Raw genomic sequence first — 14171 nt, 5'->3', positions numbered from 1 at the left:
TTCGCATTGCCCAACTGCAAAGTAATTACAAGTATCGATAATAAAGTTAGCGGTAACAAGGATTTTAACATTATTGCCGTGTTAGCGCTAACTTTGCGATACAGATCACGGTAAGCCGCGAAGTCATTCCACTATAGTAAGTTCACTTTCAACGCTATCGGGGTATTTATGATTACAACCTGGCTACCTGTAGAAAATATCCAGATTGTGGATTCAGTCAGCGACTGGAAACAGGCCATTAGGTTATCGGCTCAGCCCTTATTAGCGAAAGAGACGATTACCGAAGAATATGTTGAAGCCATTTTTAAGAGCCATCAGGAGCTGGGTCCTTATTATGTATTAGCTCCCGGCCTGGCGATGCCACATGCTCGCCCGGAGCAAGGGGCGATTAAAAACGGACTGTCGCTTTTACATATTAAACAAGGGGTTTCTTTTAACGCCGACGAGAATGACCCTATTTATGTTGTGATTATGTTGTGTGCACTTTCAGGAGATGAGCATATCAATATGATTACCGCCCTGGCGGAGATTTTTAGCAATGATGAACGACTCTCAGCACTGCTGAAAGCATCAACATTGGAAACAATTCAAACTGTTATCAACGGATAAAGAGGTGAAGATGAAAAAAGTTCTGATTGTTTGCGGTAACGGTTTAGGCAGCAGTTTTATCGTCGAAATGAACGTAAAAAAAATAATTAAAGAGCTGAATAAAGAAGCAGAGGTTTCTCATACCGATCTGACTTCGGCAAAAAGTGAAACTGCCGATATTATTCTTAGCGCTAAGGATATTGCCGAACATCTTTCCAGCCATTCTGCCCAGGTCTTTGGCTTATCTAACCTGCTGGATAACAATAAAATCAAAGAAATTCTTTCCGAAAATCTCTGATTAATTATTTGCGGCCTTACGGAGTTATTCTATGCTGCAGTTTATTATTCATGATGTGTTGGGCACACCAGCAATCCTGGTCGGTCTCTTTTCCCTGATCGGCTTATTATTGCAGAAAAAAGCTTTTTCCGATGTTATTTCCGGAACCCTCAAAACCATTATGGGTTTTGTGATATTAACATCCGGAGCGGCGATTATCGCCACGACATTAACGACCTTTAGCCAGCTGTTTGAGCACTCATTCCATATTCAGGGGGTAGTGCCCAATACGGATGCTATGGCGGCGCTGGCGCAGAAAAACTACGGTACCGCAACGGCAATGATCATGGTCCTGGGGATGTTGTTTAACATTGTCCTGGCCCGTATTACACCGCTGAAGTACATCTTCCTGACGGGACACCACACGCTCTATATGTCGGCGATGCTGGCCGTTATCCTCTCAGTCGGCGGTCTGTCACCCCTGTGGGTGGTGCTGGTGGGAGCGGTGATCCTCGGCATCATGATGGTGGTCTCGCCGGCCATTCTGCAGCCGTTCACACGCAAAATAACTGGTACTGATGACCTGGCACTGGGACACTTTGGTTCAACTGGCTATCTGCTGTCGGCGCTGGTGGGAAAAGCGATCGGTAAGGGCAGCCCGTCGATTGAAGAGCTGAAGGTACCGAAATCACTGAACTTCCTGCGTGACTCCTCGGTCGCCATCTCGCTGACGATGATGATCCTGTTCGTGATTCTGGTGCTGGTAGCAGGCAAAGAGTTTGTCGAAACCAGTATCAGCGGTGGTCAGAACTTTATCATCTTCGCCATTATCCAGTCGCTGACCTTCGCGGCAGGCGTGTGGATCATCCTGGCGGGCGTGCGCATGATTATTGCCGAAATTGTTCCGGCCTTTAAAGGCATCGCCGACAAACTGGTGAAAGACGCCAAACCGGCTCTCGACTGCCCTACCGTCTTTCCATTCGCTCCAAACGCGGTGATCGTCGGATTCCTGTCAAGCTTTGCCGCCGGTCTGGTGAGTATGTTCCTGTGCCCGCTCTTTGGTTTAAGCGTCATCGTTCCTGGCCTGGTGCCGCACTTCTTCTGCGGCGCGACGGCGGGCGTTTACGGCAACATCTGCGGAGGTCGCCGCGGCGCGGTGGTGGGTGCATTTGCTCACGGTCTGCTGATTTCATTTTTGCCGGCAATTTTGCTGCCTCTGATGGGCGACCTTGGCTTTGCATCCACCACCTTTGGCGATGCGGACTTCGGGGTGGTTGGCATCATTCTTGGGCATGTCGTATCACTGTTTAACTAATTGATTCTTTTGGAGGTAAGTATGGCGGCTAAATTTTCGCCCTCGTTAATGTGTATGGATTTAACGCAATTCAGAGAACAAATTACGGCAATGAACGGGCGGGCGGATTTTTATCACGTTGATATTATGGATGGCAGCTATGTGAAAAATATTACGCTATCACCGTTCTTTATCGAAAACCTGAAGAAAATCACCGATGTGCCAATCGATGTGCACCTTATGGTGAACCACCCGGAAGATATTATTCCGATGTGTATTGATGCAGGGGCCGATATTATCAGCTTCCATCCGGAGACGGCGAATAACAAAATATTCCGTCTGCTGAACCAGATTAAAGATGCGGGCCGTCGCTGTGGCGTGGTGTTGAACCCGGCTACCCCGGCTGATGCCATTAAAGAGTACGCGCATCTGCTGGACAAAGTGACCGTCATGTCGGTTGACCCAGGCTACGCCGGGCAGAAATTTATTCCGGAATCACTCAACAAAATCAGAGAATTGATTGCGATGCGTGAAGCGCATGGTTACCACTATCTGACCGAGATTGACGGCTCCTGCAACGAGAAAACCTTTAATGTAATTGCTCAGTCCGGTGTTGACGTCTTTATTGTCGGGACCTCTGGCCTGTTCTCCCTGGCGGATAATGTGAGTGATGCCTGGGATAAAATGGTCGATATTTACCAGCGCGAAGTCGCTGCCTGAAAATTGCAGTGCGCTCAGCCGTATTAAGCCATCGCGCAGGGTAAAGGTCTATTTAACCGGTCTGTCTCTTTATCCGCGCTCCTGATTAGTACGGTTGAGGGCGCTGTACCTTTTAGCGCGTAGTTGCCAAAGCAAGAAGCATTTTGTATCCCCACTTATATCAATGCTTTTTTATTATCGAAGGTGAATTATGGATATTTCGGAAGTTCTTAACGTCAAAAATATCAAGTTAAGCATGAGTGCGAGAAGTAAGGAAGATGCCATTGAAGAATTAACGGATTTACTGGTGCAGGATGGCGCGGTCATTAATAAAGATGAATTTATTCGGGATGTCTGGCTGCGAGAGGAGCAGGGATCAACGGGATTCGAAAATCATATTGCGATCCCGCACGGTAAATCCTCGGCTGTCGCCCATACGGCATTGGCTATTGGGCGTACCCAACACGACATTCCCTGGGAAACGATGGATGGGAGCGATGTCCACTGTATTATTTTATTTGCTGTTCGTCTGGCAGATCAGAATACAACTCACATCCGTTTATTATCACATGTCTCAGGCTCATTAGCCGACGAGGATATTATCGCTAAGTTGCTGGTAGAAACTAATCCTCAGAAGCTCATTGAGCTATTAAATTCAGAAGCTGAAGACCAGACCGTTTAATTCCGGAAATTATTACCTCTGCCATTATCTGATAAGTTTGAACATCTCAAAGCAAATTATGGAGAATACCCATGAATATCGTTGGAATTACAGCCTGTACTGTAGGTATTGCACATACATACATTGCGCAGAAGAAAATTGAAACAGCAGCAAAAAAAGCAGGTCACAATGTCAAAATTGAAACGCAAGGCACTATTGGTATCGAGAACGCCTTAACCGCTGAAGAAATTGCACAGGCCGATATTGTTCTGCTGGCCGCTGATGTAAAGGTATCTGGAGAAGAACGGTTCGCCGGAAAGCGAGTAGTTAAAGTTCCAACAGAAATGGCGGTTAAATCTCCTAATAAGCTTATTGAAAAGCTCAGTGAATTAGTGAATTCATAACTTTTACCTGTGCGTATCCTATAAATTAAAGGGCGTAATTTATGAATATAAAAGAAATATGGAAAGCAGCCAACCCTAAAGGTCATCTGCTTACTGCTATCTCGTTCTTAATTCCCATTGTCTGTGGTGCTGGATTTATTATTGCCATCGGCATGGGCCTGGGGGGTACGGTTCAGGGCGCGTTAGTGCCGGGCCAGTTTGATCTGTGGCAGGCCTTAGCAACGATGGGCGCAAAGGCCCTTGGACTTTTGCCCGTCGTTATCGCTATCGGGATTTCCGGCTCGATCGCTGGCAAACCCGGTATTGCGCCGGGTTTTATTATGGGCCTGGCGGCTAATGCTATTGGTGCAGGTTTCATCGGCGGCATGATCGGCGGCTACATTTCCGGCTATATTGCGCTTGCCATCATTAAAAATGTGAAGGTACCTGGCTGGGCTCGTGGCTTAATGCCTACACTGATTGTGCCATTTTTTGCCTCTATCATCAGCGCCCTGATCATGGTCTACATCATCGGTACGCCTATCGGTATTTTTACCGATGCGCTTACCTCTTTCCTGAGAAGTATGGGTACCTCTTCCAATTTAGTCTTAGGGGCTGTGATTGGCGCGTTGTGTATTGTTGATTTCGGCGGGCCGATCAATAAAACCTGCTTCGCATTCGTCTTAACGCTTCAGGCGCAGGGCATAAATGAACCCATTACTGCACTTCAGCTAGTGAATACGGCAACCCCTATCGGCCTGGGGCTGGCATTTTTTATCGCCAAACTTCTGCGCAAAAACATCTATAACAACGAAGAGATCGAGATGTTGAAATCGGCGGTGCCGATGGGAGTGGTGAATATCGTCGAAGGCTCTATACCTATCGTGATGAACGATATCATTCGTGGTATCACCGCTGCGGCAATCGGTGGCGCCTGTGGTGGTGCCGTTACCATGGTATATGGTGCTGACGCAACCGTACCTTTCGGCGGCGTGTTGATGATTCCAACCATGTCACACCCCATGGCGGGTATTATGGCGTTACTGGTGAATATCGTTGTCACGGCTACTGTCTATGCCGTCATCAAAAAGGATGTTCCTCGCGACGTGGTTATAAACCACGATGATGAAGAGGAAGATATTAATCTGGATGACATCAAAATAAGCTAAGCCTGGACGTAAAAACACGCAGGGTAGATTGGCAACATTCTATGTTTCGCTGGGCGGTATCCAGGCTACTGGTGCTGCCCGAACACCTTCTCAGGCTTATGTAAACGGTGCAGGCTAAAAATTATGCAAAGAATATGTTCTGTTGATAATACTTGGGACTTACATTCCTGACTGGTGAATATCAGAGGTAACGCGTTGACTTAGATGGTGCGATAATAGGAACAAAACAAAAAACAAAACCCGTTGTTTTTTAATGTTTTTTATTTCACCAATGAAATTGATACCCCCAAAAGTACCCCCAATGATTTTTTCCGAATAGTCAACGCATTATCTTAAGGTTAGTTTCTTATAAACTTAGTAAAGCAATAGAGCCTGTAAAAAACAGGCTCTAATCAAGAGTTACTTTTTACCTTTAGGTCTATTTTCCTGTATATTTTCCACTATCATTTTCAAATTTCCACGCAACTTATCGAGCCAATTTACACCAATTTTATAAGTTAAATCCTCAACCAACTCAGGACTTTCTGATTCTTTTATAATACGTTTTACAGCGTGCTCATAAAATACCTTTTGTTTAGCATTAAATGTTGGATAAACTTTTTCATATATGTCCCTATATCTAAGCACCTGACGGTATTTATAAATATCATTTGGAATAATTCGTATAAGGTTGTCACCGGCCTCAAACTCAAGGAATGCTTCATTTCCAGTTTTTGTAAGAGAAACCAAAAGATGTAATCTTGCACGCTGCGTATCAATATTTTTTGTATGATAGTTATCTTTTCTTGCAGCCAAGGAATAGGCAGTAGCTAAATATCTATCAGCACTTGGATAGTCTTTGAACGGTATCATAGACATTGCATATTGCACCCAGAAATGAGGATCATTTATGAGATTAGGAATAATATGTTTAACTTTCTCATAAAAATAATTTATTTCCACACGTCTTTGTGGGAGAAGCTTTTCAATAATAGAGAATCTCAGTAGAGAAGTAATCAACGTTTGTAATCTATGATCTTTTGCATCTTTATTAATAACATACAAATGCTCAATAACCTTAAGCAATTGATTTACAACATACTTATGTTCAAAAATATTCGCTATAAGGAATCTAGACAACGTGCTAGATTTAGTCTTAACCATGCCATTACTTATGATAAATAAGTTTTTAACACCTTCATTTTCAGTAAACTCCGCGCTGTAAATTTTTTCATTAACCGCCACATCTGAAATTAAAGATCTTACCAATGGGAGACCTATGACATCTAATAATAGAATGGCAAAAACTGTTTCTTTATATTCTTTATCATTCAGTGCAAGATTAGATATTTCCCGAATTCTAGATTGTATAGCTTCGGATTTGAGGATTGATAATAGCAAGAACGAAAGTTGGCTCCTAGCATTTTCATCAAGTTCTGATAATTTTTCATGCCTAGAAAGCCCTGCTTTTTCGCCCCATCCCCCTAAGTGATCAACTATATGTACGAAATTATCAACTTCGGAATCTGATAAATAATCGACGCTATGAGTTTTAAAACTGCTCATATCCATCGTTAATAAATGTTGTTTAGTATTTTCATAGCCAAAATGACGCGTAGTCAGTACAAGCTGTATATTGTCCTTACGGTTTTCTATGGCATAACGAGTATCATCAATGCAGTTACTATAATCATCTATGAAAATAATAACTTTTTGCCCCAACTTGGATAATCGTTCAATGTCCTTACTGAAGCTAAATTCATTATATAAATAATAAAAACAGAGATATCCTTTCCTTGATAATTTCGACATTAACATTCGAGTCATTATACTTTTGCCATTACCTAAATCGCTGGCAATTAAAATATCATTGTCTGTTTCAATATGATCAATAATCTTACTAACTTCTTCACGTAAAATTATCTTGTCTTGCATATTATCATTGAGAGTGACTTCATCTATATATCGATCGCTCACTTTCCCAAAGATCATAAAATTGGCGATGTCATTATCTCTTATTTCATCATGTTCCTCCCCAGGAATATAGAGCTCTAAAGAATTTATCAAACCAACTTCTTTGTCTTGATGTGATTCTTCAATGCACTTGGCAGCAATATGGGAAAAGGCGTTCACACCTATATTTATCACTTCTCCAAACATGGCTAACTTATAATTTTGGAATTTGGTGGTGCCTTCCCTAGTAATAAAAAAGGTTTTACTTTTAATAGAGGAATCATTAAAGAAAATTTTCTGAATATCAATGTCATACATCGAATACCCAAGAAAAACTATAGCACTTGCATTGTCTATATCGGCTTTAAACTGCCTATACCAGCTCGATGTTAGGAACTGCTCCGGAGAAAGATAGGATGATGTTGTTAGTTTTATAGCAGAATCAAGATCGCTTTCTTTTGAACGCTCAATTCTTCCATTGATGTGGAGGCAGATATCTTCAGCAGACTTGTACTGATTTGGTGCATCTTCGAGCGTTAGAGGAGTGACTGATTTTCCTGATTTAATCAAAGAAAGTTCAATAGCATTGTCATAGTTTGTAGTGTATATCCTTCGCCACTTCATACTGAAGATATCTACCTGCTCTTGCGTAACATCTTTAATTGTATAATTATTTTTAAGTAATTGTAGAAGCTCGTCTTTTTGAGGGATATTGTTAAGAAAGAAATCTGAAGCCACCATTAAATCATCACATTGTTTAATTTCTTCAATATAATGAGAGTCGGCACCAATTTCTTTTAAATAGTTTGCTGACTTATTTGAAATTTGCAAAGCAAGATCTTTCGCTAAAGGCGGGGTACTTCCAATTATGTTTATGGATTCTTTTGAAAATCCTGCACCTACAAATACAATGGCATTACCTGTTGAAATCAATCTTTTGAGGCGTTCATACGTTTCATCGCTTATTAATTCGTTAGCTGAATTTGCAAGTTTAAGGCTATTTAACATAGCATCCATATTTATCTCCATATAAACGAATTTACTTGAAATATATTCGAAAATTACTTTAAAAAAACCTATTCACACAAATAACATACAATCTATTTACCAGTTTCACAAGAGTGTATTTAGCGAAATCAAGCACTACGATAAAACATGGTCCTGTTTACCTAAAAAAATAATACCCATAAAATTCAATACATTAAAGATTTCAGATCACGTAAAAATCTTCTATAGATTCATAGTAAAGATGTGATTATAGATAAGGCATGCAACTCTTCTATAAAAGTGTCACTTGAAAGCAACTGTAACTTAGAGCGCTTGTAGCAAAAAATCCCCACTGGCGGTGGATGACAAGTTTTGACAACTCAGTCTGTACGCCAGCGTCCGGGCCAACCAGAACAGTGATCTGAATGAAGCTTGAGGATGGTTGCAAAAGGGGAGTGCTTAACACCTCCCCTTCACGAGTTCGTGTACCTGAAGTTTTCTGAAGCGGCAGCGGCTGACACTTTTTTGGTGAGGCATAACAAACCATAACAGGCTGACACCTGCCCAGCTTCGCATCAGGATTAACAAAAGCTAACAGCCAAGGCTCAACAAATCTCAACGCCAGCCCTTTACACGTTGGCTGCAGCTGTTGTGCGTGAACGTTAGGATCCGTTAGGTTGGGTTGACACTTTTCCCGTTTTTCACGAAAAAGTGTCAAGTTAGAGGAGTTAGGTTTGGCCGGGGGTTTACAGTTTTTCACCTGCCAGCAGACAGAGTGCCTTTAATCCTGTCTCGCTCCAGTCATCTTGGGTGTCGGGATGCATTGCGGCCACATAGGCCAGCTCGGAACGCAGGAAACGCAGACCACCAGCCATGTGATCTTTGCCATAGAAGCTGTGGGTTTCTTCATCCGGCCGGAAGAGAATCAGCAATTGTTCATCGGGCTCGTGCTGAACATCAAAACCCAGCTCAGCGGCTGCTACCTCTATTCGCTGACCAGCATCAATATCAGCCGGCAGCTCTTTCCCGCCGTCATGCCCCCATACCCACACGGCGGCCTGTGCCCACGTCATTTCAGTCTGGTGTTCGCCAGCACCAGCAGAATTTTGTTTAGCCTGCGATGCTTCGACATCCACTTTATCGCCTGAAATTACAATTTCACCGCGGGCTATCCAGCCGTAAACAGTTTGCCGGCTGACGCCCATATGCCTGGCGTAGGCTGATTTACTTAACAGCATTCTGGTGTATCCCTCCGGGCAGAAAAAAGCCGCCCTCAGGCGGCCTGCTTCTCTTCTGAATGTGTCTGCCGCTGGCTGCCTTTGAGCATCGCGCTGACATGTTCGCTTAACTGATCAAGGCCGGTCATGCGGGGCAGAACTTCTGATGGATCGTCGTTCTTCCCGTAAACGAGATTGTTATACCAGGTTCGGACAGCTGTAATTTGTGCGACGTCTTTCCTTACCGCATCGACCAGCTCGGCAACCGCGCTAATCACCTGCCCGTTCTCCGATGCGATACGGGAGAAGCCGAGACGTTTTAGCTGTTCCGTATCGAGTCCAGAACACACTGCGTGCGCCCTTAGTAAAGCGCCAGCCAGCTCCTTATGCTTTCCACTGTGCATCGACAGCAACATTTTTTCCTGGCTGCGGCGATCCAGTCGGGCGAATGCCTGGCGCATTTCACTGTCACGCATGAATCCCTGAACATCATCAGTTGCCAGGGGATTAACCGGAGCGAGCTTGTTCTTCAGGTAATCGAGAATGTTTGCGGCCTGCTCGCTTACGGCTGCCACCCCGCGTGTAAAGTCTTTGAGCGTGTCCGGGTTCCGGGCTTCACCTGCCCTGCGGTTTTTTGCCTGTTCGTTCAGATCCGGATCGTTGCGGATAACGTCCAGCAAATCCGCCTCAGCTTCGGCCTGCTGCGCCGTTGTCCTCAGGCTGGTGAGTTCGCCCGCCATACCACGGAATAAAGCGGCCATCTGAGTATTTGGCGCAACAACCTTACCGGCATAACCTGACAGCTCGATACTGTGTTTCCCTATTTTGATTGAGTAGCTCACTGGCCAGCCTCCATTTTTGATAGCCCCGCATCAAATACCTTGCGTGCAACAGCATGGATTGACGGCGCGATCCCCATGCCCGACTTCTGGCGCTCCCTCTCCTGGATGGTTTTCAGAGCCTGAATCTGCTCCCCGTTCAGCAAAACGGGCTTAACGTTAACCTTGCTCATGATGCCCCCTGTTAAAGTGATCGTTAAAGTTTCATTAATCGCAACAACCAAATAATAAATTGCGATTTATGAAACGATGTTAATGAAATAGCAGGGGTCCACAACGTGAAAAGAGTGGATGCGTTTTAAAGAATTTGCCCTCAAGGTATACATGGTGTTCATAAGGGCGATAAATTACATAAAAAACAATAAATTAACCTATGAACACCGGTCTACATACAGGGGTTACAAGTGTTCATGGTGTTCATATTTCTGTTTACTTTATGAGCACACAGTCAAAGTGACCTATGAACACTATGAATACCCTATGAATACCTTACACAAAGGTGTTCATAGTTAATCTTATTGATTTTATTGAACTTTAATCAATCAATGAACACTATGAACACCTTTCGCCATATTTAGCTAAACATTCATCTTTTTTCCTCAGCTAACGGGTGCGCCTGCGGCAGCCAGTCCTCCGCACTCTCTGAAAGTTCGACGTTCGTCACCACGCCGCGGGTCTTTCTCTCCTTGCGGTACTCGTGATTAAACTCCCGCATGGCGCTTTCCATTCCCTCAGAGAATTTATTCAGCGTCAGCGGCTTCTCGAAACCGTTAGCCTCAAGAAACGTCAGATAAGCGTGATAGAGGTAAATGCGGGGGCGATGAGGCGGGTTACGGTTGCCCACCAGCATTCCCACGCAATCAGCCAGGCGCTCCAGATGCGCACAGAAGGCGTACAGGGGATCCGTTTTCTGCTTCACCTCCAGTGCTTCTTCGCTGTTCCGTTGCTCCAGCAGCAGCGCCCGCGCTTTTTCCGGGTCCGAAAAGGTTGCCAGCAGCCGACGAACAACCACCGGAATTTCAGCGGATATCTTTTCTGCCAGGTCGGGATCCTTATCCTCTTCGCTGACGCGCCGGTTAAACTGGAAAATTACGCGGCGCCGGGAAACGCCGCCGGCACGTTCGGTGAAAATCATCGGCGTGTTGTTCGTGGCCACAACCACCGCCCGCAGAACGGCGGTGTACTGGTGCTCGTGCTTCGGGTCGATCTCCACCGCATCCCCGCCGGTGATAGCCTTTATCCCGGTGCCCTCTCCTGAATATTTGGGCTGGTCAGGAAGGGTTATCATGCTCTTGCCGACGAACTGCGCCCGCCCGCGCGCGCTGTCGAGCGCCGCCATATTCCCACTGGCGGTGTTATGCGCGCCGGCCAGCATCGTGGCGATGTGGGTAAAGACGCTTTTCCCGCTGCCCCCCTCCCCGGTTATCTCGAGGAACAACTGCCAGTCGTACCGGTTCGCCAGCACCATAAAGAGCGCCGCAGCGATGCGCTGCATCTTAATTGCGTCTCTATCTGATGCGTAACTTAGCCACTTATGGAAGTTCGGCGCGTGGTCGCGGAGGTTTTCGCCCGGCACCGCCGGCGTGTAGGTCACGCCGTTGTGGTTGGTCAGCCAGTTATCCTGGCTGTGTTCGGAGAAAATGCCGGTTTCCATATCGTAGACGCCATTAGCAAAGGGGATCAGGCTGCGCCGCGGCTCCCCCATTACCGGGATAACAATTTTCAGGGCGTCGATAACGTTGTTGATCGCGCGCTTGCTGAAGTTGGTTTTGTTCTCGTTGTAGATAGCCACCATTTCGCGGCTCAGCTCGAGCAGAGACGTTTTCTCCCAGATGCCGGCGCGGTAGACGTACACGCCCTCGCTGTTTTCGTTGATTGCAATGCCGGTGTAACGCGCGGCCAGTATGAGCGCCTTTTCGTTATCAGCCAGGTCGCGGAGGTTTACATCCGTCAGGGGTTTGCCGATCACCATGCTTTTGCCGGCTTCCGCATCGGCTTTGAGGCGCGGCAGCTGCGGCGTCCAGTCCTCCAGAAGCTGATAACCTTCAGAGTAGAATTGCGCACGCTCCACGCCGGCCACCGCCAGCTTTGTGGCGAGAATGGTTATCTGCCGTTCGGTCAGATGCCCGCCACGGCAAACCCGGGCATAAAGCCGGCCATCATCCACAATCCGGATATTCTCCAGCTCCGCCAGCTGCTTTTTATCCAGCACGACAGGCGGCACGGTGTCACCGATCGGGTTCATTTCCTGCCATGCTTTGGCGAACGTCCAGGCGTCGGCGCCGGCAAAGATAATTGACTCCTCCATGAGATCCGCCGGCTGCTTTTTAAGGTTTGGTGCATTCTTCATTTTCTGTTCCCTCGCTCCCTGATGATTTCCCGCATAACCCGAATTCGTTCGATGCCCTGCACCCGCATAATTCGATCGATATCTTTTTCGCCGGCGACCGGCGCGGAAGATACAAATTCAAATTCCCGCACCAGTCTTTCTGGCGTGCAAAAACACGGTGAGCTGTACCCCTCGCGGCAATATGTCACTCTGTCGAATCGGTAACTTTCGATAATTACCTGGTTGCCCCGACTGTCCTTCCATTTATCGCCCGGCCTGATTTCAGGGTGAGCGCGGCCACCAGCAGCTAAGCCGGAATTTTTAATCGTCATATTTTTTACCTCACGCCGCTGGCGGAATTACCTGATAACCAATTTTCTTCAGAAAGTGCGCGGCACTCTCCACCGTAAAAATGATCTCGTCGTCCATAAGGGGGCGCATCGACTGAAGGCCATTTGAAGTGTCCACCAGATAGCGGCCGCCGGCCGGGAAACTGAAAACGTTTTTGCCGTCGGCCCGGCGAACCAGATCGTAAACAGGAGTCATAATTTCACCTCCCCTTCACTTAATGACTGGCCGGCAAAACAAAATCGCACGCTATTTAATTGCGCAGGGATGTGATCGGCGAAAGTACCGAGACAGCAAATTGGGATAACCGTTGTCATACAGATACCTCCATGGCCAGACGGGATTGAATGGCGGAGGCCTTGCTGCCTAACTGGAGGTAAGTTCGGGTGATTGCCGGGTTACTGTGCCCGAGCATTTCAGAGGCGACCAGCAAGCCCTGTTCGCCGCCGGCTGACATGAGATTAAAGGCGGCAATTTTGCGGCTGGAATAGGCGCTCAGGCGCAGACGCGTGTTTACGACGCGGGTAAACCACAGCATTACGTTGTGCAGTTTCTTCCAGATTGTCTGGCGGCTCACGCTACCTTCCAGAGACTGGCAACGATTACTTTCAATCTGGCTGCGGGAAAATACCAGGTCGTCACCGATAAGATTGCGCTCCATGCGTTCCCGCAGTCGTTTGATGATGCCCGGCGGCAGCTGTTTGGTGTCGTGCTTCACTTCAGCCTTTGCCACCAGCTCAAACACGATCGCCTGTTCTTCTTCCGTCATGCCGGCGGCCAGCTCGTCGCAGCTCACGCTATCCCAGTGCATGTACCCAATGTGATCGCCAGCAAGCCGGGCAGCGTCCTTGCGCTGCTGGCGAACAATCTCGATCCCCTTCCGGGTCGCTCTGGCTTCCGCTGCTTTGGTCTGCTTCGCCACGATGATTGTTGCAATGCCGGTTTCCCAGTTGATGCAGGAGTAACGGAAGTTGCACACGTCGCTGGTACGCCAGCCGGTTACGGTCGCAATATCCCACCAGAGTAAAACCCACTCCGGCTGGGTCTGCTGGATGCGTTCGCGCAGTTTGCGCTGCTCTTCCCGTTCGTAAACGGGGGTCATGGTGCGGGTGCCTTTCGTGGTAGTGGCTTTTACCACGTTGCCGCGCAGCTCGCGGGCTTTAGCTGTCAGGGTCTGGAGGTTAAACATGGCTACCTCCCAGTTTCGCAACATCCAGTTCAAACGCGCCGCTACTGTATTGATAAAGCGAACATTCAGAGCGAATTTTGGCGGCAAAGATAAGATCCCAGCGGGAATAAAACTCGCGGGCTTCTTGCTCACTGTCGGCAACGATGCGGATAACAACGGGAGTGCAGGTCCGGCCTTTCGGCGTACCGAGGAAAAGCCAGGTGAATTTGGGCAGTTTTTGGGTTGGGGTAGTAGCCATGTGGCAGCCTCCTTTTGCTTA

Annotated in this window: 16 protein-coding genes; 7 read left to right on the top strand and 9 right to left on the bottom strand. The window is 46.8% G+C overall.

The window, feature by feature from the left end; genetic code table 11:
• Positions 1-168: 168 nt before the first annotated feature.
• The 7 genes from B3X29_RS13640 to B3X29_RS13610 all read left to right on the top strand — a co-directional run bounded on the left by B3X29_RS13640 (position 169) and on the right by B3X29_RS13610 (position 5071).
• Positions 169-609 carry a PTS sugar transporter subunit IIA gene (locus B3X29_RS13640; RefSeq protein WP_103178397.1) on the top strand — a complete coding sequence of 147 codons (441 nt, stop codon included), beginning with the start codon at positions 169-171 and terminating at the stop codon, positions 607-609.
• Positions 610-619: 10 nt separating this feature from the next.
• A complete protein-coding gene (locus B3X29_RS13635; RefSeq protein ID WP_103178396.1) occupies positions 620-886 on the top strand; it encodes a PTS sugar transporter subunit IIB in 267 nt (88 codons plus the stop codon).
• Between the two features lie 31 nt (positions 887-917).
• Positions 918-2180 carry a PTS ascorbate transporter subunit IIC gene (locus B3X29_RS13630; RefSeq protein ID WP_103178395.1) on the top strand — a complete coding sequence of 421 codons (1263 nt, stop codon included), beginning with the start codon at positions 918-920 and terminating at the stop codon, positions 2178-2180.
• 21 nt (positions 2181-2201) lie between these two features.
• The gene (gene alsE, locus B3X29_RS13625) at positions 2202-2879 is read left to right on the top strand and encodes a D-allulose 6-phosphate 3-epimerase (RefSeq protein ID WP_103178394.1); all 678 of its coding nucleotides are present in this window, start codon (positions 2202-2204) and stop codon (positions 2877-2879) included.
• Between the two features lie 190 nt (positions 2880-3069).
• Positions 3070-3540 carry a PTS sugar transporter subunit IIA gene (locus tag B3X29_RS13620; RefSeq protein ID WP_156653958.1) on the top strand — a complete coding sequence of 157 codons (471 nt, stop codon included), beginning with the start codon at positions 3070-3072 and terminating at the stop codon, positions 3538-3540.
• 71 nt (positions 3541-3611) lie between these two features.
• Complete coding sequence (locus B3X29_RS13615; RefSeq protein ID WP_103178392.1) at positions 3612-3923, top strand: PTS fructose transporter subunit IIB; 312 nt, start codon at positions 3612-3614, stop codon at positions 3921-3923.
• Positions 3924-3964: 41 nt separating this feature from the next.
• Positions 3965-5071 carry a PTS fructose transporter subunit IIC gene (locus tag B3X29_RS13610; protein ID WP_159339679.1) on the top strand — a complete coding sequence of 369 codons (1107 nt, stop codon included), beginning with the start codon at positions 3965-3967 and terminating at the stop codon, positions 5069-5071.
• 399 nt (positions 5072-5470) lie between these two features.
• Here the strand turns inward: B3X29_RS13610 and B3X29_RS13605 are convergent, their stop codons facing one another.
• From B3X29_RS13605 to B3X29_RS13565, 9 genes are all read right to left on the bottom strand, one after another.
• Positions 5471-8020 (bottom strand): SIR2 family protein, encoded by a 2550-nt coding sequence (locus tag B3X29_RS13605; protein WP_290554703.1) that lies wholly within the window; start codon positions 8018-8020, stop codon positions 5471-5473.
• 716 nt (positions 8021-8736) lie between these two features.
• Entirely contained in the window at positions 8737-9228 is a 492-nt protein-coding gene (locus B3X29_RS13600; RefSeq protein ID WP_290554701.1) for a DNA-binding protein, read from the bottom strand.
• A 35-nt stretch (positions 9229-9263) separates the two neighbouring features.
• Complete coding sequence (locus tag B3X29_RS13595; protein WP_290554699.1) at positions 9264-10049, bottom strand: hypothetical protein; 786 nt, start codon at positions 10047-10049, stop codon at positions 9264-9266.
• Entirely contained in the window at positions 10046-10219 is a 174-nt protein-coding gene (locus B3X29_RS13590; RefSeq protein WP_014830800.1) for a hypothetical protein, read from the bottom strand. The genes B3X29_RS13595 and B3X29_RS13590 overlap by 4 nt, the downstream gene beginning before the upstream one ends.
• 413 nt (positions 10220-10632) lie before the next feature.
• Complete coding sequence (locus tag B3X29_RS13585) at positions 10633-12396, bottom strand: DNA primase family protein (protein ID WP_290554687.1); 1764 nt, start codon at positions 12394-12396, stop codon at positions 10633-10635.
• Positions 12393-12707: a DUF4222 domain-containing protein gene (locus B3X29_RS13580; RefSeq protein ID WP_290554685.1), complete on the bottom strand. Its 315-nt coding sequence runs from the start codon at positions 12705-12707 to the stop codon at positions 12393-12395. Before B3X29_RS13580 ends, B3X29_RS13585 begins: the two co-directional genes overlap by 4 nt.
• 10 nt (positions 12708-12717) lie before the next feature.
• On the bottom strand, positions 12718-12921 hold the full coding sequence (locus B3X29_RS13575) for a hypothetical protein (protein WP_290554683.1): 204 nt from the start codon (positions 12919-12921) through the stop codon (positions 12718-12720).
• 115 nt (positions 12922-13036) lie between these two features.
• On the bottom strand, positions 13037-13912 hold the full coding sequence (locus B3X29_RS13570; RefSeq protein WP_126501463.1) for a tyrosine-type recombinase/integrase: 876 nt from the start codon (positions 13910-13912) through the stop codon (positions 13037-13039).
• Positions 13905-14150, bottom strand: coding sequence for a host cell division inhibitor Icd-like protein (locus B3X29_RS13565; RefSeq protein WP_020802552.1), 246 nt, complete (start codon positions 14148-14150; stop codon positions 13905-13907). Before B3X29_RS13565 ends, B3X29_RS13570 begins: the two co-directional genes overlap by 8 nt.
• Positions 14151-14171 lie beyond the last annotated feature (21 nt).

The sequence above is a fragment of the Leclercia sp. UBA5076 genome, from assembly GCF_002416465.1.
GTDB lineage: Bacteria > Pseudomonadota > Gammaproteobacteria > Enterobacterales > Enterobacteriaceae > Enterobacter.
Note: the sequence above shows the minus strand (reverse complement) of the source record. Positions and strands in the feature narration are given on the sequence as shown.